Origin of the sequence: Zhengella mangrovi (assembly GCF_002727065.1) — a bacterium.
Taxonomy (GTDB): Bacteria; Pseudomonadota; Alphaproteobacteria; order Rhizobiales; family Rhizobiaceae; genus Zhengella; species Zhengella mangrovi.
Genome location: NZ_PDVP01000003.1, coordinates 239,141 through 260,173, shown reverse-complemented (window position 1 = coordinate 260,173; position 21,033 = coordinate 239,141). Strand labels below are relative to the sequence as shown.

21 protein-coding genes are annotated in these 21,033 nt (G+C 64.9%); 14 read left to right on the top strand and 7 right to left on the bottom strand.

Features of this window, described 5'->3' with window-relative positions; genetic code table 11:
- Positions 1-54 precede the first annotated feature (54 nt).
- From CSC94_RS08090 to CSC94_RS08080, 3 genes are read left to right on the top strand one after another with little or no spacing between them, the layout of a single operon-like run.
- Complete coding sequence (locus CSC94_RS08090) at positions 55-1,236, top strand: multidrug effflux MFS transporter (protein ID WP_099305716.1); 1,182 nt, start codon at positions 55-57, stop codon at positions 1,234-1,236.
- 48 nt (positions 1,237-1,284) lie between these two features.
- On the top strand, positions 1,285-1,875 hold the full coding sequence (locus CSC94_RS08085; protein ID WP_099305714.1) for a TetR/AcrR family transcriptional regulator: 591 nt from the start codon (positions 1,285-1,287) through the stop codon (positions 1,873-1,875).
- A 53-nt stretch (positions 1,876-1,928) separates the two neighbouring features.
- Positions 1,929-2,810 carry an alpha/beta fold hydrolase gene (locus tag CSC94_RS08080; RefSeq protein ID WP_165784363.1) on the top strand — a complete coding sequence of 294 codons (882 nt, stop codon included), beginning with the start codon at positions 1,929-1,931 and terminating at the stop codon, positions 2,808-2,810.
- 24 nt (positions 2,811-2,834) lie between these two features.
- On the opposite strand, the gene paaZ is transcribed toward CSC94_RS08080, so the two are convergent.
- Positions 2,835-4,865, bottom strand: coding sequence for a phenylacetic acid degradation bifunctional protein PaaZ (gene paaZ / locus CSC94_RS08075; RefSeq protein WP_099305710.1), 2,031 nt, complete (start codon positions 4,863-4,865; stop codon positions 2,835-2,837).
- Between the two features lie 256 nt (positions 4,866-5,121).
- Here paaZ and paaI point away from each other — a divergent pair, with 256 nt between their 5' ends.
- Genes paaI through CSC94_RS08055 form a run of 4 tightly spaced genes read left to right on the top strand, consistent with a single transcriptional unit; the run spans position 5,122 to position 8,421 of the window.
- Positions 5,122-5,553: a hydroxyphenylacetyl-CoA thioesterase PaaI gene (paaI, locus tag CSC94_RS08070; RefSeq protein WP_099305708.1), complete on the top strand. Its 432-nt coding sequence runs from the start codon at positions 5,122-5,124 to the stop codon at positions 5,551-5,553.
- Between the two features lie 28 nt (positions 5,554-5,581).
- The gene (paaK, locus tag CSC94_RS08065; RefSeq protein WP_099305706.1) at positions 5,582-6,895 is read left to right on the top strand and encodes a phenylacetate--CoA ligase PaaK; all 1,314 of its coding nucleotides are present in this window, start codon (positions 5,582-5,584) and stop codon (positions 6,893-6,895) included.
- Between the two features lie 3 nt (positions 6,896-6,898).
- Positions 6,899-7,495, top strand: a complete 597-nt coding sequence (locus CSC94_RS08060; protein WP_099305704.1) for a TetR/AcrR family transcriptional regulator — start codon at positions 6,899-6,901, stop codon at positions 7,493-7,495.
- Positions 7,496-7,533: 38 nt separating this feature from the next.
- Complete coding sequence (locus CSC94_RS08055) at positions 7,534-8,421, top strand: PaaX family transcriptional regulator (protein WP_099305702.1); 888 nt, start codon at positions 7,534-7,536, stop codon at positions 8,419-8,421.
- Positions 8,422-8,504: 83 nt separating this feature from the next.
- On the opposite strand, the gene CSC94_RS08050 is transcribed toward CSC94_RS08055, so the two are convergent.
- Positions 8,505-8,921: a PaaI family thioesterase gene (locus CSC94_RS08050; protein WP_099305700.1), complete on the bottom strand. Its 417-nt coding sequence runs from the start codon at positions 8,919-8,921 to the stop codon at positions 8,505-8,507.
- Positions 8,922-9,029: 108 nt separating this feature from the next.
- Between CSC94_RS08050 and paaA the strand changes: the two genes are divergently transcribed.
- From paaA to CSC94_RS08020, 6 genes are all read left to right on the top strand, one after another.
- On the top strand, positions 9,030-10,037 hold the full coding sequence (paaA, locus tag CSC94_RS08045) for a 1,2-phenylacetyl-CoA epoxidase subunit PaaA (protein WP_099305698.1): 1,008 nt from the start codon (positions 9,030-9,032) through the stop codon (positions 10,035-10,037).
- 17 nt (positions 10,038-10,054) lie between these two features.
- Complete coding sequence (gene paaB, locus CSC94_RS08040) at positions 10,055-10,339, top strand: 1,2-phenylacetyl-CoA epoxidase subunit PaaB (RefSeq protein ID WP_099305696.1); 285 nt, start codon at positions 10,055-10,057, stop codon at positions 10,337-10,339.
- Positions 10,340-10,390: 51 nt separating this feature from the next.
- On the top strand, positions 10,391-11,152 hold the full coding sequence (paaC, locus tag CSC94_RS08035) for a 1,2-phenylacetyl-CoA epoxidase subunit PaaC (RefSeq protein WP_099305694.1): 762 nt from the start codon (positions 10,391-10,393) through the stop codon (positions 11,150-11,152).
- Positions 11,146-11,646, top strand: a complete 501-nt coding sequence (gene paaD / locus CSC94_RS08030; RefSeq protein WP_099305692.1) for a 1,2-phenylacetyl-CoA epoxidase subunit PaaD — start codon at positions 11,146-11,148, stop codon at positions 11,644-11,646. The genes paaC and paaD overlap by 7 nt, the downstream gene beginning before the upstream one ends.
- A 10-nt stretch (positions 11,647-11,656) precedes the next feature.
- Positions 11,657-12,733, top strand: coding sequence for a 1,2-phenylacetyl-CoA epoxidase subunit PaaE (paaE, locus tag CSC94_RS08025; protein WP_245408299.1), 1,077 nt, complete (start codon positions 11,657-11,659; stop codon positions 12,731-12,733).
- Between the two features lie 160 nt (positions 12,734-12,893).
- The gene (locus tag CSC94_RS08020) at positions 12,894-13,835 is read left to right on the top strand and encodes an AEC family transporter (protein WP_099305690.1); all 942 of its coding nucleotides are present in this window, start codon (positions 12,894-12,896) and stop codon (positions 13,833-13,835) included.
- A 2-nt stretch (positions 13,836-13,837) separates the two neighbouring features.
- On the opposite strand, the gene CSC94_RS08015 is transcribed toward CSC94_RS08020, so the two are convergent.
- The 5 genes from CSC94_RS08015 to CSC94_RS07995 all read right to left on the bottom strand — a co-directional run bounded on the left by CSC94_RS08015 (position 13,838) and on the right by CSC94_RS07995 (position 19,229).
- Positions 13,838-15,490 carry a thiamine pyrophosphate-binding protein gene (locus CSC94_RS08015; protein WP_099305688.1) on the bottom strand — a complete coding sequence of 551 codons (1,653 nt, stop codon included), beginning with the start codon at positions 15,488-15,490 and terminating at the stop codon, positions 13,838-13,840.
- Positions 15,487-16,662, bottom strand: coding sequence for a CaiB/BaiF CoA transferase family protein (locus tag CSC94_RS08010; RefSeq protein WP_099305686.1), 1,176 nt, complete (start codon positions 16,660-16,662; stop codon positions 15,487-15,489). The genes CSC94_RS08015 and CSC94_RS08010 overlap by 4 nt, the downstream gene beginning before the upstream one ends.
- Positions 16,655-17,473 carry a TerC family protein gene (locus CSC94_RS08005; protein ID WP_099305684.1) on the bottom strand — a complete coding sequence of 273 codons (819 nt, stop codon included), beginning with the start codon at positions 17,471-17,473 and terminating at the stop codon, positions 16,655-16,657. Before CSC94_RS08005 ends, CSC94_RS08010 begins: the two co-directional genes overlap by 8 nt.
- Before the next feature lie 79 nt (positions 17,474-17,552).
- Positions 17,553-18,497: an alpha/beta fold hydrolase gene (locus CSC94_RS08000; RefSeq protein WP_099305682.1), complete on the bottom strand. Its 945-nt coding sequence runs from the start codon at positions 18,495-18,497 to the stop codon at positions 17,553-17,555.
- 45 nt (positions 18,498-18,542) lie between these two features.
- A complete protein-coding gene (locus CSC94_RS07995) occupies positions 18,543-19,229 on the bottom strand; it encodes an SDR family NAD(P)-dependent oxidoreductase (protein ID WP_099305681.1) in 687 nt (228 codons plus the stop codon).
- Between the two features lie 131 nt (positions 19,230-19,360).
- On the opposite strand from CSC94_RS07995, the gene ettA reads away from it, so the two are divergent.
- Positions 19,361-21,010, top strand: a complete 1,650-nt coding sequence (gene ettA, locus CSC94_RS07990; RefSeq protein WP_099305680.1) for an energy-dependent translational throttle protein EttA — start codon at positions 19,361-19,363, stop codon at positions 21,008-21,010.
- Positions 21,011-21,033 lie beyond the last annotated feature (23 nt).

The window sequence follows — 21,033 nt, the reverse complement described above, 5'->3', positions numbered from 1 at the left end:
CCTATAAGCAATTCCGTTCTTTCCCGCCTGCCGCCCAACCGGACCTTCAGCCCCATGAGCCAAGCCCTCGGCCGCTACGTCGCCCTCTATTGCGGTCTGCTGATGTCTATCGGTGCGTTCTCGATCGACATTTCGCTGCCGGCGATCCCGGTCATGGTGCAGGAACTCGATGAACCCTATGCGCTGGTCCAGTGGACGGTCACCATCTACATGTTCACCAGCGCCTTCGGGCAATTGCTGTGGGGGCCGGCCTCGGACCGGTTCGGGCGCAAGGCCATGCTCGGCGGCGGCCTGTTCCTCTATTTCGCCGGCAGCGTGATCTGCGTCTTCGCTCCGGATATCGCCACGCTCCTGGCCGGGCGCGGCCTGCAGGGCTTCGGCGCATCCGCGGCGATCGTCATGTCGCGGGCGATCATCCGCGATCTCTATTCCGGCGAGGAACTGGCCCGGAACCTGGCGCTGGCGACGATGTTCTTTGCGCTGGGGCCGATCATCGCGCCCTTCGTCGGGGCCGGTCTTGCCGCCGCACTGGGCTGGCGGGCCATTTTCGGCGCGCTGGTCGCCTGGTCGCTCGTGCTGATCGCCATGATGGTGGGCGTGCCGGAGACCCTGAAGGGGAGGCGGCCGGAAGCCCTGTCGCCGCTCAGCTACTGGCGCAATGGCCTGCGCCTGATGCGCCATCCGCAATCGCGGCGGTTCACCTGGGTATCCATCGTGTCTATGACGTCGATGCTGCTGATCATCGCGTCCGCGCCGCGCATCTATGAAACGACGTTCGGCCTGACAGGTCTCGCCTTTGCCTCCTTCTTCGCTTTCCACGGAATCGGCATCGTGATCGGGCAATGGGGCAACCGCCATGTCATCCGGCAGTTCGGCGTGGCACGCGCGGCGGTGACCGGGAACATCGTGCTGGTGGTCGCCTCCAGCCTCATCCTGACCGCATCGCTGACCGGACTGATCAATCCATGGCTCATCACCGCGCTGCTGATCCTCTACGCGACGAGCTACCTGGTGGTCTATTCCAACGCCGCTGCCATGGTGCTCGACCCGCACGGCGAGATCGCGGGCTTCGCCACCGCTTTCTATGGCTTTGCCAGCCAGATCGGGTCTTCGACCATCGTCTCCGCGCTGGTCGTATTCAATGGCGGGAGCATCGTTTCCTGGGCTGCTTCGCTGGTGGGGATCTGCCTCGTCTGCCTGGCCCTGACGGCCAGCTGGCGGGCGCCACGCACCTGACGACGGACCGGCACTTTACAAAACGAACGATCGTGCTATTTTAACGTCATGTCAAAAGGTGAAAACACACGCGCGGCAATCCTTGGCCAGGCACTGGAACTAACGGCGGAAACAGGGCTGGAAACCCTGACCATCGGCACGCTCTCGTCGCGGGCAGGACTTTCCAAGAGCGGGCTCTATGCGCATTTCCGGTCAAAGGAAGCGTTGCAGATCGCCGTGCTGGACCATGCCGCAGACCTCTTGCGGGAATCGGTGATCCTGCCCGCCATGAGCAAGCCGCGTGGCCTCGAACGCCTCCGGACCCTGTTTGCCAACTGGCTGACTTGGAAGGGGAAGGCCGGGCTGGCGGGATGTCCGTTCACCGCGGCTTCGGCCGATTTCAAGTACCGGCCCGGACCCGTTCATGACCATCTTGCCGGCCAGCTTTCCGACATGCTCGCCTTCTATGAAAAAGCGGTCGGGATGGCGATGGCAACCGGGGAACTGTCGAGCGATACCGATGCCGGCCAGATGGCCTTCGACCTCTGGTCCATTATCCAGGGCTACGAGCACTATGCCCACATGATGAAACGTCCGGACGCCGGCCCGAAAGCCATGACTGCCTTTGAAAACCTGATTGACCGCAACCGCGCACGATAGGCATCCCGCCTGCGCGCGTCCTGTTGCGACTGGAGCCCGCGATGAAAAATAGCATGAACGTTCGTAATATTATCCCGCTGGCGATGGGCCTGTATTCGCGTCTGCTGCCGAAGCGGGCGGGTGTCACGCTCGAACGCGTCTTCCTGACGCCAGGGCGTCTCAAGCTGCGGCCGGAAGAACTGTCGGTCATGCGCCGGGCAGCCGCCTTGCCATTGCGCTTCGACTGCACACGCATGATGCCCGTCTTTCAGTGGGGTGAGGAGGGAGCGCCGGTGGTGGCGCTGGTTCACGGCTGGGCCGGGAGGGCGGGGCAACTGGCTGCCTTTGTGGACCCGCTGCTGGCACGGGGGTTTCGCGTGGTGGCCATGGAGGCACCGGGGCACGGTGCGGCGGACGGACAGCGCTCGAGCATCGTGGAGTTCATCCATGCGCTCCGGCTGATCGAGCGCCAGTTTGGCCCGTTGCATGGGGTGGTTGCGCATTCGATGGGCGGTGCGGCCAGCCTCATGGCATCGGCGAGAGGGCTCGATGCGTCGCGCCTCGCGATCATCGGGACGCCGGACCGGCCGGCCGGATACCTGCCCTACATCGGCCAGATGCTTGGCTTCTCGCCTGACGCGATCGCCGAGGCGAAGGCACGGATCGAACAGAAGTTCGGCATGCCAATGGCCGATCTCGATCCGGTTGAGGATGGCCGCGGCCTCACGGCCGACGTGCTCGTCATCCATGACCGGCACGACCGCCAGGTCCGTTTTTCGTCTGCCCGCCGCCTCGCGGATGCAATCCCGGGATCGCGGCTGATGGAGACGGAACGGCTGGGCCACGTCCGGATCCTGAAGGACTCGCGGGTGATCGACGCGGTGACGATTTTTCTCGGATCAACCGGGCGGAGGCGGGCCGCCCTGCCGGAGCAGGTGGAGAAGGCCGTCATCTGACAGCCTTTCCCGGCCGCTGATGCCTCACATGGCGTTCATGGTCAGCAGTTCGTAGGTGGCAACGGTATCGCCGTCCTGGTTGGTGACTTCGACGTCCCAGCGTACTTCGCCGTATTCGTCGTTGCGGCGTGTCTTGGCCTTGGCCGTCAGGGTGACGGACAGGCTGTCGCCGGGCGACACGGGCTTCATGAAGCGCAGGTTGTCGAGGCCGTAGTTCGCCAGGACCGGGCCTGGCGCGGGATCGACGAAGAGGCCGGCGGCAAAGGACAGGATCAGGTAGCCGTGGGCGACACGGCCCGGGAAGAACGGGTTGGCGGCCGCGGCTTCCTCGTCCATGTGGGCATAGAAGGTGTCGCCGGTGAATTCGGCGAAATGCTCGATATCCTCCAGTGTTACCGTTCGCGACGCGGTCCTGATCTGCTGACCGATGTCGAGTTCGCCAAAGGTCATGCGGAAGGGATGGACGCCAGAGGTCCTGGGCGTCGCGCCCTTGATGAAGGTGCGGGTGATGCCGGCGAGGAGATCCGGGCTGCCCTGCACGGCAGTGCGCTGCATGTAGTGCATGACGCCGCGAATGCCGCCCATTTCCTCGCCACCGCCGGCCCGTCCGGGGCCGCCGTGCACGAGGTGCGGCATGGGCGCGCCGTGGCCGGTCGCCTCCTTGCCCGTGTCGCGGTCGGCGAAATAGAGCCGGCCATGATAGGCGCCGGAGGACAGCACGGCATGCCTTGCTACGGCCGGGTCATGGGTGAAGACCGAGGCGACGAGCGATCCCTCGCCGCGGTTGGCGATCGACAGCGCGTGGTCGAGATCGCGGTAGGGCATGACGGTCGATACCGGGCCGAAGGCCTCGGTGCAGTGGATCGCGGAGGCGCCGTCGGGATCGTCGCAGGCAAACAGCATGGGCGGCAGGAAGGCGCCCTGGCCGGCGTCGGCCTCATGCGGGGAGAAGCTGTCCGGGTCGCCGAAGACCCGGCGGGCTTCTGAACCGATGACCGCGGCCTTTTCCAGCACGTCCTGGCGCTGGGCCAGGCTGGCGAGCGCGCCCATGCGCACGCCCTCGGCCCGCGGGTTGCCGACAAGGGTCTTTTCCAGCCTGGCGGTGATGGCGCCGATGGCCGGTTCCATCATGGCCTGCGGCACAATGATGCGGCGCATGGCCGTGCATTTCTGGCCGGCCTTGGCGGTCATTTCGCGGATGACTTCGCGTACAAAGGTGTCGAATTCCGGCGTGTCGGGTCCGGCGTCCGGACCGAGGATGGTGGCGTTGAGCGAATCCTGCTCGGCGATGAAACGGACGGAATTCTGCGCGATTAGCGGGTTGGAGCGCAGCATCTGGGCGGTTGCCGCGGACCCGGTGAACGAAACGACATCCTGGCAGGTGAGCCGGTCGAGCAGGTCGCCCGTGGAGCCGGCGATGAACTGGACGGCGCCATCCGGCAGGATGCCGCTCTCCACCATCATGCGGAATGCGGCCTCGGCCAGCCATGCGGTGGCGGAGGCCGGCTTGACGATGGCCGGAACGCCGGCCAGCAGCGTCGGCGACAGCTTTTCCAGCATGCCCCAGACCGGGAAGTTGAAGGCATTGATGTGAACCGCCACGCCCTGGAGCGAGGTGCAGACATGGGTGCCGAGGAAGCTTCCGGTCCGACCGAACTGCTCGATGCCGCCATCGACCAGCAGCACGTCGTCCGGCAGTTCGCGCCGGCCCTTGGAGGAATAGACGAAGAGCGTGCCGATGCCGCCGTCGATGTCGATCATGGCATCGAGCTTGGTCGTGCCGGTGTCGTAAGACAGTTCGTAAAGCTCTTCCTTGCGGCCGCCGAGGTATTGCGCCAGGCGCTTCAGCATGGCGGCGCGCTCGTGGAAGGTCATCGCCCGCAGTGCCGGGCCACCGACCTCGCGGGCGTAGTTGGTCATGGCGGCCATGGAGACATCGCCGGCGCCCAGTTCCGCGACCACCTCGCCGGTCACCGCGCTCTTCAACTGGCTGATCCGTCCGGCCGGGGCGATCCATTGTCCGGCGGCGTAGGATTGGAGCTTCATGATGGTCATGGGGCGTTTTCCTCGGGCTTCACTTGCTTTGAACGCGGATGAAGAACGGGGGAACAGCCGGCGACGAAGCCAAGGCACGCTGGCGATGGGGCAGCCTGACTGGCCCCTCTGCAGCCCGATGGCGGTCGACGGACAAAATCTCCTCCCGCCGGAACTGTCCATTCCGGTTTCAAGTATTATTGACCGTCCGGTCGGTTTATGCAAGTCTTGATATTGACGGTGCGGGAGGCGCCGTTTCTTCAGGGAGGAGAGGGCGATGACGCTGTCGCCGGACGAGATCGCGCGCAAGAGCGCGCAGGCCATGTGGGCCAATGACGATGCCTCGAAATGGCTCGGCATGAGCCTTGACGAGGTGGGGGCCGGAACGGCCGTGCTTTCCATGACGGTCGAGAAGCACCATACCAACGGGCATGACATCTGCCACGGCGGCTACATCTTCACGCTGGCCGACAGCGCGTTTGCCTTTGCCTGCAATTCCTACAACCAGATCGTCGTGGCGCAGTCGAACACGATCACCTTCGTTGCGCCGGGCATGCTGGGTGACCGCCTGACCGCGCGATGCCGCGAGGTCGCGCGCTTTGGCCGGTCCGGCATCTACGATGTCTCCGTGACCAACCAGGACGGGCGGATCATCGCGGAATTCCGCGGCAACAGCCGCGTGATCAAGGGACAGCATTTCGAGGAATGAGGCCGGTGCCGGCCAACCGGAGGACAGCATGAAAGACCTGACGCCCCGCAAGGAGGATCTGGATCCGATCGAGATCGCATCGCGCGATGAAATCCAGGCGCTGCAGCTGGAACGGCTGAAGTGGTCGTTGAGGCATGCCTATGAAAACGTGCCGTTCTACCGTGCGAAGTTCGACGCGGCCGGTGTTCATCCCGACGATCTGAAGCAACTGTCGGACCTTTCGAAGTTTCCCTTCACGGTGAAAACCGACCTGCGTGACAATTACCCGTTCGGCATGTTCGCCGTGCCGCGGGAGCAGGTGGTCCGCATCCACGCTTCCTCGGGGACAACCGGCAAGCCGACGGTGGTCGGATACACGAAAAGGGACATCGAGACGTGGGCGGACATGGTGGCCCGCTCGCTGCGCGCATCAGGCACACGGCCCGGTGACATCGTCCACGTCGCCTACGGCTACGGGCTGTTCACCGGCGGCCTCGGCGCTCACTACGGGGCAGAGCGGCTGGGCTGCACGGTCGTGCCCGTTTCCGGCGGCATGACCGAGCGACAGGTGACGCTGATCGAGGATTTCGGCGCCTCCACGATCATGGTGACGCCGTCCTACATGCTGTCGATCCTCGACCAGTACAGGGCCGCCGGGCTCGATCCGCGCAAGAGCCCGCTGCAGGTCGGCATCTTCGGCGCCGAGCCGTGGACCAATGCCATGCGCGAGGAAATCGAGCAGGCGTTCGACATGCACGCGGTCGATATTTACGGCCTTTCGGAGGTGATGGGCCCGGGCGTGGCCAACGAATGCGTCGAGACCAAGGACGGGCTGCACATCTGGGAGGACCATTTCTATCCCGAGATCATCGATCCGGCGACGGGCGAGGTGCTGCCGGACGGCGAAAAGGGCGAGCTCGTCTTCACGTCGCTGTCCAAGGAGGCCTTCCCGATCATCCGCTACCGGACCCGCGACCTGACGCGCCTGCTTCCCGGCACGGCGCGCAGCATGCGGCGCATGGAAAAGATCACCGGCCGGTCCGACGACATGATCATCCTGCGCGGCGTCAACGTTTTCCCGACGCAGATCGAGGAGCAGATCCTGAAAGTCGCCGGGCTGGCGCCGCATTTCCAGATCGAACTGACCCGCGAGGGCCGGATGGACGTGATGACGGTTCACGTCGAAGCGACGCCCGGCGAAGCGGCGAGCGAGGCCCGCGCGGCATCGGCGAAGGAACTGGCGCATCACATCAAGAGCGTGGTCGGCGTCTCGACGCGGATCGATGTCACCGAACCGGACGGCGTGGCCCGCAGCCAGGGCAAGGCGGTCCGCGTGGTCGACAACCGTCCCAAGGGTGACTGAGGCATGGCCCGGACCCGCGCCAAGGATCACGACGACAAGCGCGAGGCGATCTCGCGCACGGCGGCGCAGGTCTTTGCCGAGGATGGCTATGACCGCACGTCCATGGCGGAGGTGGCACGGCGCTGCGGCGTGTCCAAGGCGCTGCTCTACCATTACTATTCGTCCAAGGAGGCGATGCTCTACGACATCATCGCCAATCACCTGAGCGAGTTGATCGAAGCAGTGGAAGAAGCCGACCGGCCGGACCTCGATCCCGAAAGCCGCCTCGAGGTGCTCGTCGGCGCACTCCTGGAATGCTATCGGGACGCCGATTCCAAGCACAAGGTACAGCTCGGAACGATGCGTTTCCTGCCAGAGGAGCAGCAGGCGGAACTAAAGGCCATGGAGCGGCATCTCGTGCGGCTGTTTTCCGATGCGATCCGGGCGGTCAATCCCGTTGCGTTCGAGGGCGGTGACCTGCTGAAGCCGGTGACCATGGCGCTGTTCGGCATGCTGAACTGGGCCTACATGTGGTTCCGGGACGGCCGCGCCTTCACGCGCGAGGACTATGCACGGCTTGCCACGCGGATTCTCGTTGCCGGTGTGCACGACCTGGGCTGAGGCTTTGCAAGCGCGGCGTGTCGTGGCACATAGCCGTCATGGATGCGAGATCTCTTCTCACCGATGAATTCAACCAGCGCATCGCCGCGCTCCATGCCGAGCCGCGTTTGCGTGTCTGGTCGCTTGTCATCACCTTTCTGGGTGACGCCGTCGTGCCGCGGGGCGAGCGCGCCGCGCTTGCCGATATCCAGGCGGTCATGGAGCGGCTGGGCGTGGAGGCCGGAGCCGTGCGCACCGCCATGTCGCGGCTTGCCGCCGACGGGTGGGTGAAGCGCGAGAGGGAAGGGCGGCTCAGCTTTTACCATCTCGCCACCGCCGGCCGTCATGCCTTCGACGAAGCGACACGCCGGATCTACGCAGAGGGTCCGCCATCCTGGGACGGATCCTGGACCGTGCTCATCGCCCCGGCCGCGCTACCCGCTGCCCAGGCGGCGAAACTGGTGGAGGACGGCTTTGTCCGCCTTGGCGGGCAGGTGCTGATGAAGCCGGGACGGCTGGCCGACACACAGGCCGGTGCCGGCATGCTGGTCATCAACGGGCCGGGAAGCGACATGCCCGCGGGACTGACCGCCCTGTGGAACCTTGACGACCTGGGCGGAGGATATGAGCGGTTCATCTCCAACTGGTCGACGATGGCCCAGCGGCTCGGCGGCGGAGAGCGACTTGCGCCGCTCGACGCCATGGCTGCGCGCACGCTGCTGATCCATGACTGGCGCCGCCTCGTGCTGCGCGATCCGGGTTTGCCGGCCTCGCTGCTGCCGGCCAACTGGCCGGGCGAGCGGGCACGCGTGGTCGTCCGGCGGGTCTATGCGCCACTCGTTCCGGGCAGCGAGACCTGGCTCGACGAGCAGGGACTGGTCGCCCAGCGCGATCCGCTCGTCTTTGCGCAGCGGTTCGGTATCCAGCCGGCGATTTCCCGTTCGTAATCCGATTCAAGTCCCGGAGGCAGTGCCTTCAGTCCTGCGGGCAAGTCACTGATGTGTAGTCGTTTTCCTGCGTCCGGCCATCATCAGTCGAGATACATGAAGGCGCCCGTCGCCGTGGCAGACAGCTTGTCCGACCCGACCGGGGCGATCTCGGCGCGCAGGTAGGCCATGCGCTTTCCATTCGATTCGATGACGATGCGGACATGCGCATCAACCGGCTTGAGCGGCCGGATGAAGTGAGTCGTCAGGTCGACCGTCGTCACCATGCGGAACCGGCCGTTGGCGGCGGCGAGGGCGAGAATGGCGCAGGTGTCGGCGGCCGACGCGATGGCCTGGCCGCAGATGACGCCGCCGCCATGCACGAAGTCCATGTCGCCGGGCAGGAGAAAGGTCGTTTCCCTTTCGCCGACGGACACGGTTTTCAGGCCCATGCGGCGGATGAAGGGGGCAAACATCTTTTCGAGGACCGCGTCGGTTTCGGTGGTCGTCAGCAGGCTCATTCTTCCTCCCTTGCCGATTTTATGTTACGGCGAATTGAAATCCATTCGAATTTTTGTTACATGTTATGTGACGAGACGCAACGGACGTCCAAGTCTGGAGGAAATCACATGTACAGCCAAGGGCTTATCGGCGCGAACACCGCAACGGAAGAGGACGAGGCCTTCCTGGCCGCCTTCCAGGCCCGTATCGATGCCGAGGAAAAGATCGAGCCGAACGACGCCATGCCCGAAGGGTACCGGCGCACGCTGATCCGCCAGATCGGCCAGCACGCACATTCGGAGATCGTCGGCATGCTGCCGGAGGGCAACTGGATCACCCGCGCGCCGAGCCTCAAGCGCAAGGCCGCGCTGCTGGCCAAGGTACAGGACGAGGGTGGCCACGGCCTCTACCTCTATTCGGCGGCAGAGACGCTGGGCGTCAGCCGCGACCAGATGACCGAGGAACTGCTGTCGGGCAAGGCGAAGTACTCGTCGATCTTCAATTACCCGACCTTGACCTGGGCGGATATCGGTGCCATCGGCTGGTTGGTCGACGGGGCGGCGATCATGAACCAGATCCCGCTGTGCCGCTGTTCGTTCGGGCCCTATGCCCGCGCCATGATCCGCGTCTGCAAGGAGGAAAGCTTCCACCAGCGCCAGGGCTACGAGATCATGATGACGCTGATGCGCGGCACGGACGAACAGAAGGAGATGGCGCAGGATGCCTTGAACCGCTGGTGGTGGCCGTCGCTGATGATGTTCGGCCCGCATGACAGCGACAGCCAGCATGGCGACCAGTCGATGAAGTGGAAGATCAAGCGATTCTCCAACGACGAGCTGCGCCAGAAATTCGTCGATGCCACGGTGCCGCAGGGCGAGTTCATCGGGCTGACCTTTCCCGACCCGGACCTGAAGTGGAACCCGGACAAGAATGACGGCAAGGGTGGCTACGATTTCGGCAAGATCGACTGGGACGAGTTCTGGCACGTGGTCAAGGGCAACGGCCCGATGAACCGCGACCGTATCGCGGCCCGGCGCAAGGCTTGGGAAGACGGTGCCTGGGTGCGCGATGCCGCGCTTGCCCATGCCGAGAAGCGCAAGGCGCGCGCCGAAGCCGCCAAGATTGCCGCAGAATAAGGTTGAAGGAACCAGCCATGAGCAAGGAAACGCCCCTTTGGGAAGTCTTCATCCGGCCGCGCAACGGCCTGTCCCACAAGCATTGCGGATCGCTGCACGCCGCTGATGCCGAACTGGCGCTGCAGGCCGCGCGGGACGTCTACACCCGGCGCGGAGAGGGAACGTCGATCTGGGTCGTGCCGTCGAGCGCGATCACAGCGTCGGACCCGTCGCAGAAGGACGAGAATTTCGAACCGACGGCCTCCAAGATCTACCGTCACCCGACGTTCTACGACATCCCCGAGGACGTGGGCCACATGTAAGCGGGCGTTCACGCCCCGCCGACATCGCCCAATCCGCCAAGGAACGAAGACATGACAGACATGAACGAAGCCCGGCTGGCGCTGGTGCTGCGCCTTGCCGACGACCACCTGATCCTGGGGCACCGGGTCTCCGAATGGTGTGGCCATGCGCCGATGCTCGAGGAAGACCTGGCCATGCCCAACATGGCACTCGATCTCATTGGTCAGGCCCGCTCGCTCTACCAGTACGCGGCCGAACTGGAAGGGAAGGGGCGAAGCGAGGACGACCTGGCTTACATGCGCCGGGAACGCGAGTACAGGAATTGCCTGCTGGTCGAGCGTCCGAACGGTGATTTCGCCCATACCATGTTGCGCCAGCTCTATTTCGCGGCCTTCATGGAAGCGTACTGGACCGAGTGCCTGACCTCGAGCGACGAAACCATCCGGGCCATTGCCGCCAAGGCCATCAAGGAAGTGGCCTATCACATCCGCCATGCCAGCGAATGGGTTGTCCGGCTTGGCGACGGAACCGAGGAGAGCGCGTCGCGCATGGCTGCAGCCGTCGAGGCCCTGCATCGCTACACGGGCGAACTGTTCCAGAGCGACGCGGTGACCGATGCCATGGCGCAGGCCGGCGTCGCCCCGGACCCGGCCTCGCTGAAGCCGGCTTTCGAGCAGACCATCGGGCCGATCTTCGCGGCCGCCGGTCTCGCCGTTCCGGAAAGCGACGTGGGGCCGCGCGGCGGACGTTCCGGCATTCACGGCGAGGAGATGGGACACCTGCTGGCCGAACTGCAATACATGCAACGCACCTATCCGGGCGCGACATGGTGACGACGGCACAAGGCACGGATGCCGCCAGGGCGTGGGAGGCGGCGGCCTCTGTGCCGGACCCGGAAGTGCCCTGCGTGACGGTCGCCGATCTTGGCATCCTCCGGTCCGTCGATCTCGACGACGATGGAACGGCCGTGGCGAAGGTCACGCCGACCTATTCCGGTTGCCCGGCCACGCTGGCCATCGAGATGGCGGTCGAAGCGGCGCTTCGCGATGCCGGGTTCGAGGTGCGTGTCGAGCGGGTCCTGCACCCGGCCTGGACGACCGACTGGATCACGGAGGAAGGGCGGGAAAAACTGCGTGAATACGGTATCGCCCCGCCGAAGAAAGCGTCCAATTCCATCCGCGCCCTGTTCGGCGAGGAGGAAGTTGCCTGCCCCAAGTGCGGCTCGACGGAAACCGAGCGGGTGTCCGAGTTCGGTTCCACGCCGTGCAAGGCGCATTGGCGCTGCCTCTCCTGCCGCGAGCCTTTCGACTATTTCAAATGCCTGTGAGGGAATGATCATGGCCCGATTTCACGATTTGACGGTTGCCCGCATCGACCGGGAAACGCCCGATGCCGTTTCCATCGCCTTCGACATTCCGGACGACCTGAAGACGCGCTTTGCGTTCAAGCCGGGGCAATACCTGACGCTCGCCGCGGATATCGGCGGCGAAGAGATCCGCCGCTCCTACTCGATCTGCTCCGGCCCGGGCGAACCGCTGCTGCGGGTCGGCATCCGGCGGGTCGAGGACGGCCGGTTCACCGGCTTCGTGACGGAAAAGCTGTCGGCCGGCGACATCATCCGCGTCATGGAACCGGAAGGGCGCTTCACGCCGGAAATCGGCGGCGATCACGATTACCTGCTGGTCGCGGCAGGCTCGGGGATCACGCCGATGCTTGCGATTGCCAAGGCGGTGCTCAGCCACGAGCCGGGAAGCCGGGTCACGCTGGTCTACGGAAACCGGGAGACGGGATCGATCATGTTCCTGGAAGAGGTCGAGGACCTGAAGGACCGCTATCTTGGCCGGTTCTCGCTGATCCACGTGCTTTCGCGGGAAAGCCAGGATGTGGATGCGCTGAACGGGCGAATCGACGGCGAGCGTATCCGCCTGTTTGCCTCGCGCGGCCTGATCGATCCGGAGAACCACGACCTCGCTTTCCTGTGCGGACCGGGTGCGATGATCGACGCCGTCGCCGGGACGCTGAAGGACCTCGGCATGCCGGAGGGCAGGATCCGGTACGAGCGGTTCACCCTGGACGGCGAGGCGCCGAAGGCGCGTCCGGCGTCCTCGGCGGCTCGCGAGGCCGCGGAGAAGGGCGCTGCCGTGGAGGTCATCCATGACGGTGTTCGCAAGCGGTTCCATGTCACCGAGCCGGACCAGACCGTTCTCGACGCGGCCCACAAGGCGGGTCACGAGCTGCCGTGGTCCTGCTCCAACGGCATGTGCTGCACCTGCCGCTGCAAGGTCGTCGACGGGACCAGCGAGATGGCGCTCAATTTCTCGCTGGAGCCGTGGGAAGTGGAAGCGGGCTATACGCTGGCCTGCCAGACGAGGCCGACATCGGAGAAACTCGTTCTCGATTTCGATGCGGTCTGACCGGCACCGGAAGCCGGATGATTGCTGCGCCCGCCATTGAAACGATGGCGGGCGTATTGCTTTTGTGAATCGGAGGCCGCATCGGCTTTGGCCGCGATGGTTTGCGTGCTAACCGTTTCGTCCAACTCGTCCTGCCCAGCACCGCACCGGTCCGTTTTGCATGCTCTCCATCCTGTCCATCACCGGGCCGATCTACCTGGCGATCCTCGCCGGCTTCGTCTCCGTCAAGGCCGGTCTGTTCAAGGCCTCCGACATGCGACTCCTGGGCGGGTTCGTACTCTACATAGCCCTGCCGGCGCTGCTTTTCACGGCGCTGTCGACCAAGCCGTTCGGCCAGATCATCCGGCCAGGCTACCTGGCAGCCTATTGCCTCGGCTCGCTCATCATGGTGACGCTCGGCTACACGTTCTCGCGTCTTGCCCGCGGGCAGGAGCCGGCACAGGCCGGGATGAGCGCGATGGGGATGAGCTGTCCGAATTCCGGCTTTGTCGGCTATCCGCTGGGCATGCTGATCTATCCGGATTTCGCCGGGGTTGTGCTGGCGCTCAACATGCTGGTTGAAAATGCCCTGATCATTCCCCTGCTTCTCGCCCTTGCAAGCCAGCAGAAGGGCGCAAGCCCGGTGACGGCCTTTGCCGTGGCGGCGGGACGCCTGGTCCGCAATCCGCTGGTCATCGCGCTCATGCTCGGCCTGGTCGCATCGCTGCTGCCCTTCGAGCTTCCCGGCGTTCTCACGCGAACGGTCGGGCTGTTTGCCAGCGCGGCGGCACCGGTCTCGCTCTTCGTTATCGGGGGGACCCTGGCCGGCCTTGCTGTTGGCGGGGTGTGGAAGGATGCGGTGCCTGTGATCCTCGGCAAGCTGCTCATCCATCCGCTCGCCATCCTGGCCGCTATCCCGGTCGTGCTGTCGACAGGGGTGCTCGGCCTCGACGACCTCGACATCAAGGCACTGATCGTCACTGGTGCGCTGCCGATCTTCGGCATCTACACCATCCTGGCGCAGGCTCACCGGCAGGAAGAAATGTCGGCTGTCGCGCTCACCGGAACGACAGCCTTTTCCTTTCTTACCCTGTCGGGCCTGCTCTGGCTCCTCGGCTTCTGAACCTACCGCCCCGCGCGGATGTCGCTCAGGGTGCGGCTGACCGTCAGCGCCTCCGGATCGAGGCGGATCTCGATGATGGATGGCTTGCCCGCGTTGCGGGCACGTTCGAAAGCGGGTGCGAAATCCGCGGTCGTTTCGACCGTCTCGCCATGGGCGCCATAGGCCCGCGCAAGGGCGGCAAAGTCCGGGTTGACCATGTCGGTCCCGGATACGCGGCCCGGGTATTCACGCTCCTGGTGCATGCGGATCGTGCCATAAATGCCGTTGTTGACAACGAGAACGATGATGTTGGCGCCATGCTGCATGGCCGTGCCGAACTCCTGACCGGTCATCTGGAAGCAGCCGTCGCCGGCGAAGGCGATGACATCGCGGTCCGGGAAGAGGAGTTTCGCGGCCACCGCGCCGGGAACGCCATAGCCCATGGAGCCCGATGTCGGTGCGCCCTGGGTGGCGAAGCGGCGGAAGCGGTGAAAGCGGTGGAGCCACGTGGCATAGTTGCCGGCGCCGTTGGTGAGGATCGCGTCTTCCGGCAGCACCTCCTCCAGGTGCGTCATGATCGGACCCATGGCCACCGGACCCGGGCCGGTTTCCGGCGGCGTGGACCAGGTGCGATAGGCGGCATGGGCCTTCGGCCTTTCGTCGGCCCAGACCGGCGGTGCGGAGGGTGCGGGCAGGGCCGCAAAGGCTTCCGCGAATGCCGCCGGCTTCGCATGGATGGCGAGCGCCGGGCGATAGACGCGGCCCAGTTCCTCGGCGCTGGCATGGACATGCACCAGCGTCTGGTCCGGGTAGGGGCTTTTCAGGATCGTGTAGTCCTGGCTCGGCATTTCCGACATGCGGCCACCGATAAGCAGCAGGAGATCGGCCTCCTTCACCCGCCTGGCCAGTGCAGGATTGATGGAAATGCCGACATCGCCGGCGTAGCAGGGATGCAGGTGGTCAAACAGCATCTGGCGGCGGAAGGACACGCCGACCGGCAGGGCCCAAGCCTCGGCGGCTGCCTGGAAATGGCGCACGGCATCGGGAGTCCAGCCGGAGCCGCCCAGGATCACGAAGGGCCGCTCGGCCTTCTCGAGCAATCCTTGCAAGGCATCCATGGCAGCGGGCGACGGGGCCGTCTCGACCGGGGTGAAGGCCAGCGGTGCAGGTGCTTCGACCGTATCGGTGAGCATGTCTTCGGGAAGCACGAGGACGACCGGCCCCGGGCGCCCGGACGTGGCCGTGGCATAGGCGCGGGTGATGAACTCGGGAATGCGGGCGGCATCGTCGATCTCGGCCACCCACTTGGCCATGTCTCCGAAGAAGCGCTTGTAATCGACCTCCTGGAATGCCTCGCGCTCGCGGATGCCGCGGGCGATCTGGCCGATGAACAGGATCATGGGTGTGGAATCCTGCGCGGCGATGTGCACGCCTGCCGACGCGTTGGATGCGCCCGGCCCCCGGGTCACGAAACAGATGCCCGGCTGGCCGGTGAGCCGGCCCTGGCAATCGGCCATCATGGCCGCGCCGCCTTCCTGGCGGCAGACCACCGGCCTGATGCTGGAATCGTGCAGGGCATCCAGCACGGCGAGAAAGCTCTCGCCCGGCACCAGGTAGGCGTGGCTGGCGCCATTGGCCTCGAGGCAGTCCACGATCAGCTGTCCGCCGGTCTTCATGTCTTCTTGTCCTTCAGTTCGGCGAGCACTTCCTCGGTGTGTTCGCCGAGGCGGGGCGAGGGGCGCTCGTAGGTCAGCGGGGAGGCCGGCAGCAGGATGGGCGCGCGGACCTGCGGGATTTCGGTTCCGGCCGCGTCGGGCAGATCGAAGCGCATGTGGCGGGCCTTGATCTGCGGGTCGTCGAACATTTCCGCTATGTTGTTGATCGGGCCTGCCGGCACGGCATTGGCCTCGCAGGCCGCCAGGATATCGGCCTTGGTCCAGGCCGCCATGTAGCCGATGATGGCCTGGCGGAGCCGGTCGCGGTCGGCGACCCTGTCCGGGTTCTTCAGGAACTGCGGGTCGGAGGCGAGGTCATCGGCGCCCAGCACCTTGCAGAAGCGCTGGAACTGGCCGTCATTGCCCACCGCGATGATCACGTGACCGTCGGAAACGGGGAAAACCTCGTAAGGGGCGATGTTCATGTGGGCATTGCCCATCTGCTTCGGCGCCACGCCCGAGACCAGGTAGTTCAGGTTCTGGTTGCCGAGGATACCGGCCTGGGTGTCGAACAGCGCCATGTCGATCCACTGGCCTTCGCCGGTCTTCTCGGCGTGGCGCAGGGCGGCCTGGATGGCGATGACGGAATAGAGGCCGGTGAAAATGTCGGAAATGGCGACGCCAGCCTTTTGCGGCTCGCGGCCGGGTTCGCCGGTGATCGACATCATCCCGGCCATGGCCTGGATGATGAAGTCATAGCCGGCGCGGGGGGCATAGGGGCCGGTCTGCCCGAACCCGGTGATCGAGCAATAGACGAGGCGCGGGTTCAATGCCTTCACGCTGTCATGGTCGAGACCGTATTTCTTCAGTCCGCCGACCTTGAAGTTCTCGATGAGCACGTCGGCGGAGGCGATCAGTTCGCGCACGGTTTCAGCGCCGTCCGGCGTGGCGATGTCGATGGCCACCGACCGCTTGCCGCGGTTGGCGGAGTGGTAGTAGGCGGCCGACAGGTTCTGGCCGTCGGCGCCGGTCACGAACGGCGGGCCCCAGTAGCGGGTGTCGTCGCCGTCGCCCGGTTTCTCGATCTTGATCACGTCAGCCCCGAGATCGGCCAGCAACTGGCCGGCCCAGGGACCGGCAAGGATGCGCGCCAGTTCGATGACGCGAATGCCTTTCAACGGTGCGTCAGCCATGGACGTTCGCCATCTTCTGCTCTTCGCGCAATCGCGCCTTTTCGGCCATCAGCTTGCGCTGGTAGCGGCCCTGGACGATTTCGACGAGCACCATGGTGACCAGCACGAAATAGAAGGTGGCCTTCGACATGGCATTGATCTCGTAGCCGAAGAACTGCAGGTGGGCGATATGGCCGCCTTCGCTCATCAGCATGATACCGACGAGAAGCAGGACGAACAGGCCCAGCACCTCGTACATGCGATTACGCTTGAGGAAGTTGGCGACGGCGTCGGCCATCAGCACCATCAGCGCGCCCGAGACGATGATGGCGGCGGTCATGACGATAAAATTGTGAGTCAAGGCAACGGCGGAAAGCACCGTATCGAAAGAGAAAACGACGTTCATCGCGACGATCCAGAACAGTGCGGTCGCAACAGACTTGCCGCCTCGCTTTTCGTGCTCCTCCTCGTGCTCCTCCATGCTCATCATGTGCAGGATTTCCTTCATGGCCGTGTACATGAGGAAGACGCCGCCGGCGAGGACGATCAGGGCATGACCGGAGACCGCGCCATCGACGAAGGGCGGGAAGCTCAGATGGAACAGCGGATCCTGGAAGGCCTCGATCAGTTTCAGGACCACGAAGAGCAGGACGATGCGCAAGCCGATGGCGAGGATGATGCCCCAGCGGCGGACGAAAGCCTGGCGCTCCGGCGCCACCCGCTTGGCCTCGATGGAAATGTAGAGAAGGTTGTCGAAACCAAGCACGGTTTCCAGAGCGGTCAGGACGAGAAATGTCGTCAGGTGCTCGATGGTAAAGATTTCAGCGAACATGGGCCTGGTCCCGGGCGATGAATCGGAAAACGAATGCGGATGACAGGTAGCAGATGATCTCGACGGCCTCCACAGGCTTTCAGCCGGCCCGGGCCGCGATCTTCCTCGCCCAGTCGATGAAACGCCGTGTCACTTCTTCGCGGTTGATCTCGTTGAGGCTTTCGTGACGCGTTTCCGGGAGGACGATGCTTTCGACCGTGCTGAAGCCAAGACGGCCAAGGCGGCCTGTCAGGTCATTCACCGCCTTTCCGCCGTCGGTGGCAGGATCCTTTTCGCCGCCGAGCAGGTGGATCGGCAAGGTGCGGGGAATGGCCTGCAGCTTCGTGTCGTCTGCGCCGGCAAAGATGAACCGGAACAGGTCCTGCCACATGGAGATCGACGCGTCCCAGCCGCACTGTGGATCCGTCACGTACTTGTCGACTTCCGGCTCGTCGCGCGACAGCCAGTCGAACTCGGTCCGCGCCGGGTCGAACTGGCGGTTCCAGGCCTGGAAGGTCAGCTTCGGCAGGATACGTGACGCTGCGTCGGAGCCGAGGCGGAAGCGTTCCCAGGCGAGGATGGCGCGCGCCAGCCGCCCGAGCATGCCCGCAGAAAAATTGGCATTCCAGATCGCCGCTCCGGCGAGGCGTCCGGCGTGGCGCATGGTGTAGTTCAGCGCGATCAGTCCCCCCATCGAGTGGCCGAAGGCTATGACGGGAAGCCCTTCGTGCTGGGCTTCGATCAGGTCGTGGACCATGTCGACGTCGGCAATGACCTTGTCGGCGCCGTCCTTCCAGGCAAACATGCGGGCCGGGGTGTTGGCGACCGCCGTGCCGCCATGGCCGCGGTGGTCCTGCGCATAAACGTGGAAGCCGGCATTGGCGAGCGCCCCGGCAAAGCGGGCATAGCGAGCGGCGTGTTCGGCCAGGCCATGGTTGATCTGCACGACGCCGACGGCCTTTCCCTCCGCCTCGCGGTGGTAAAGGTTGAGCGTCGCGCCGGTGGGCGAGGCCAGTGTACGGGAAGGGAAAGCAGCGCTGGTCATGGCGTGAGAGTGTCCGGCGTCGACGAAAGCGTCAAGCGGGCAGGCTCAGAAACGCTCGACCCAGGGCCGGACCTCGATTTCCCAGGACCATACGCTGCGGTCCTGGTGGAGGAGTTGCAGGTAGGTCTCGGCAACGGCATCGGGATCGAGCATGGAATCCGGCTGGTCGGCAGGCTCGGTCCGGCCCGGATTGCGGATCATGCCATCGATGACGACATGCCCGACGTGGATACCTTTGGGGTGGAGTTCACGGGCCATGGACTGGGCAAGGCCCCGCAGCGCGAACTTGCCCATGGCGAAGGCCGCCGATTGCGGATAGCCCTTCACGCCGGCCGAGGCGCCGGTGAACAGGATGGTGCCGGTGCCCTCGGCCAGCATCCGGCGGGCGGCCTGCCGGGCAAAGAGAAACGCGCCGAAGGCCGTGACCTGCAAGGCCTTCTGGACCTCGTCCGGGTCCACCTCGGCAACAGGGCCGCGCACGCGGTAGGACGGGTTGTAGATGGCCACGGTGATCGGCTCGCTCAGCCTGTCGACGCCCTCGAACAGGTCGCTGACTGCCTGGCTGTCGGCCATGTCGGCCCGGAGCGTGACGGCATCGGTTTCTGCGGCAAGGCCGGCGAGCTTTCCGGTGTCACGGGCGGCGAGAACCACCCGGTAGCCCTGCGATGACAGTTTGCGTGCCAGCGAGGCCGACAGGCCAGACCCGGCACCGGCAATCAGGGCGATGGGCATGGGCGGGTCTCCTTCTTGCATTTGTGGCGCCCTGAACGGGACATCGCTCCCGGGCGCATTGCCCGGTCCCTCCAAATCGCCTACATGGGCCACACGTTTTCAATTTCCATCCGTGACGGAGCAATGACGCCATGGCGCGCCAGTTCATTTACCACATGGCCGGCCTGAACAAGGCCTACGGCAACAAGAAAGTGCTCGAGAACATTCACCTGTCGTTCTATCCGGATGCCAAGATCGGCATCCTGGGTCCGAACGGCGCGGGCAAATCCACGGTGCTGCGCATCATGGCCGGGCTGGACAAGGAGTTCACCGGCGAGGCGTGGCTTGCCGATGGCGCGACCTGCGGGTACCTGCCGCAGGAGCCGGAACTGGACCCGGCGCTCAACGTCATGGGCAACGTGATGGAAGGCGTCGCCGACAAGAAGGCCATCCTCGACCGCTACAACGAACTGATGATGAACTATTCCGACGAAACGGCGGAAGAGGGCGCCAAGCTGCAGGACATTATCGACGCCCAGAACCTTTGGGATCTCGATTCGCAGGTGGAGATGGCGATGGAAGCCCTGCGCTGTCCGCCGGCCGAAGCGACGATCGACAACCTGTCGGGCGGTGAGAAGCGCCGCGTCGCGCTGTGCAAGCTGCTGCTGTCCCAGCCCGACCTCCTGCTGCTGGACGAGCCGACCAACCACCTCGACGCGGAGACCATCGCGTGGCTGGAAAAGCACCTGCGGGAATATCCCGGCGCCGTTCTGATGATCACCCACGACCGCTACTTCCTCGACAACGTGACCGGCTGGATCCTCGAACTCGACCGCGGACGGGGCATTCCCTACGAGGGCAACTACACCGCCTACCTTGAAGCCAAGCGCAAGCGCATGGAGCAGGAAGGCCGCGAGGAGGCGGCCCGCCAAAAGGCGCTGTCGCGCGAGAGCGAGTGGATGGCTTCCAGCCCGAAGGCCCGCCAGGCGAAGTCCAAGGCGCGTATCAAGGCCTATGACGAACTGGTCCGGGCGGCGAGCGACCGCCGTCCCGGCGACGCGCAGATCATCATCCCGGCCGGCGAACGGCTGGGGCAGGTGGTCATCGAAGCCGAGGGGATCACCAAGGGCTACGGCGACCGTGTCCTGATCGAGGACCTCACCTTCAAGCTGCCGCCCGGCGGCATCGTCGGCGTCATCGGCCCGAACGGCGCCGGCAAGACGACCCTGTTTCGCATGATCACCGGGCAGGAACAGCCCGACAGCGGCACGATCCGCGTCGGCGAGACCGTCAAGCTCGGCTACGTCGACCAGAGCCGCGATGCGCTGGACGGCAAGAAGACCGTCTGGGAGGAAATCTCCGGCGGCAACGACGTCATCAAGCTGGGCAAGCACGAGGTGAATTCCCGCGCCTATTGCTCGTCGTTCAATTTCAAGGGTGGCGACCAGCAGCAGAAGGTCGGGACGCTGTCCGGCGGCCAGCGCAACCGCGTTCACATGGCCAAGCTGCTCAAGGAAGGCGGCAACGTCATCCTGCTCGACGAACCGACCAACGACCTCGACACAGAGACGCTGGCCGCGCTCGAGGACGCGCTCGAGAACTTCGCCGGCTGCGCCGTCATCATCAGCCACGACCGAATGTTCCTCGACCGGCTCGCCACGCATATCCTGGCATTCGAGGGCGACAGCCACGTGGAGTGGTTCGAGGGCAATTTCGAGGAATACGAGGCGGACAAGGTGCGCCGTCTCGGTCCCGATTCGATCAATCCGAAACGGGTAACCTACAAGCGCCTGACGCGCTGATCCGTCCGGATGAAAAACGACCC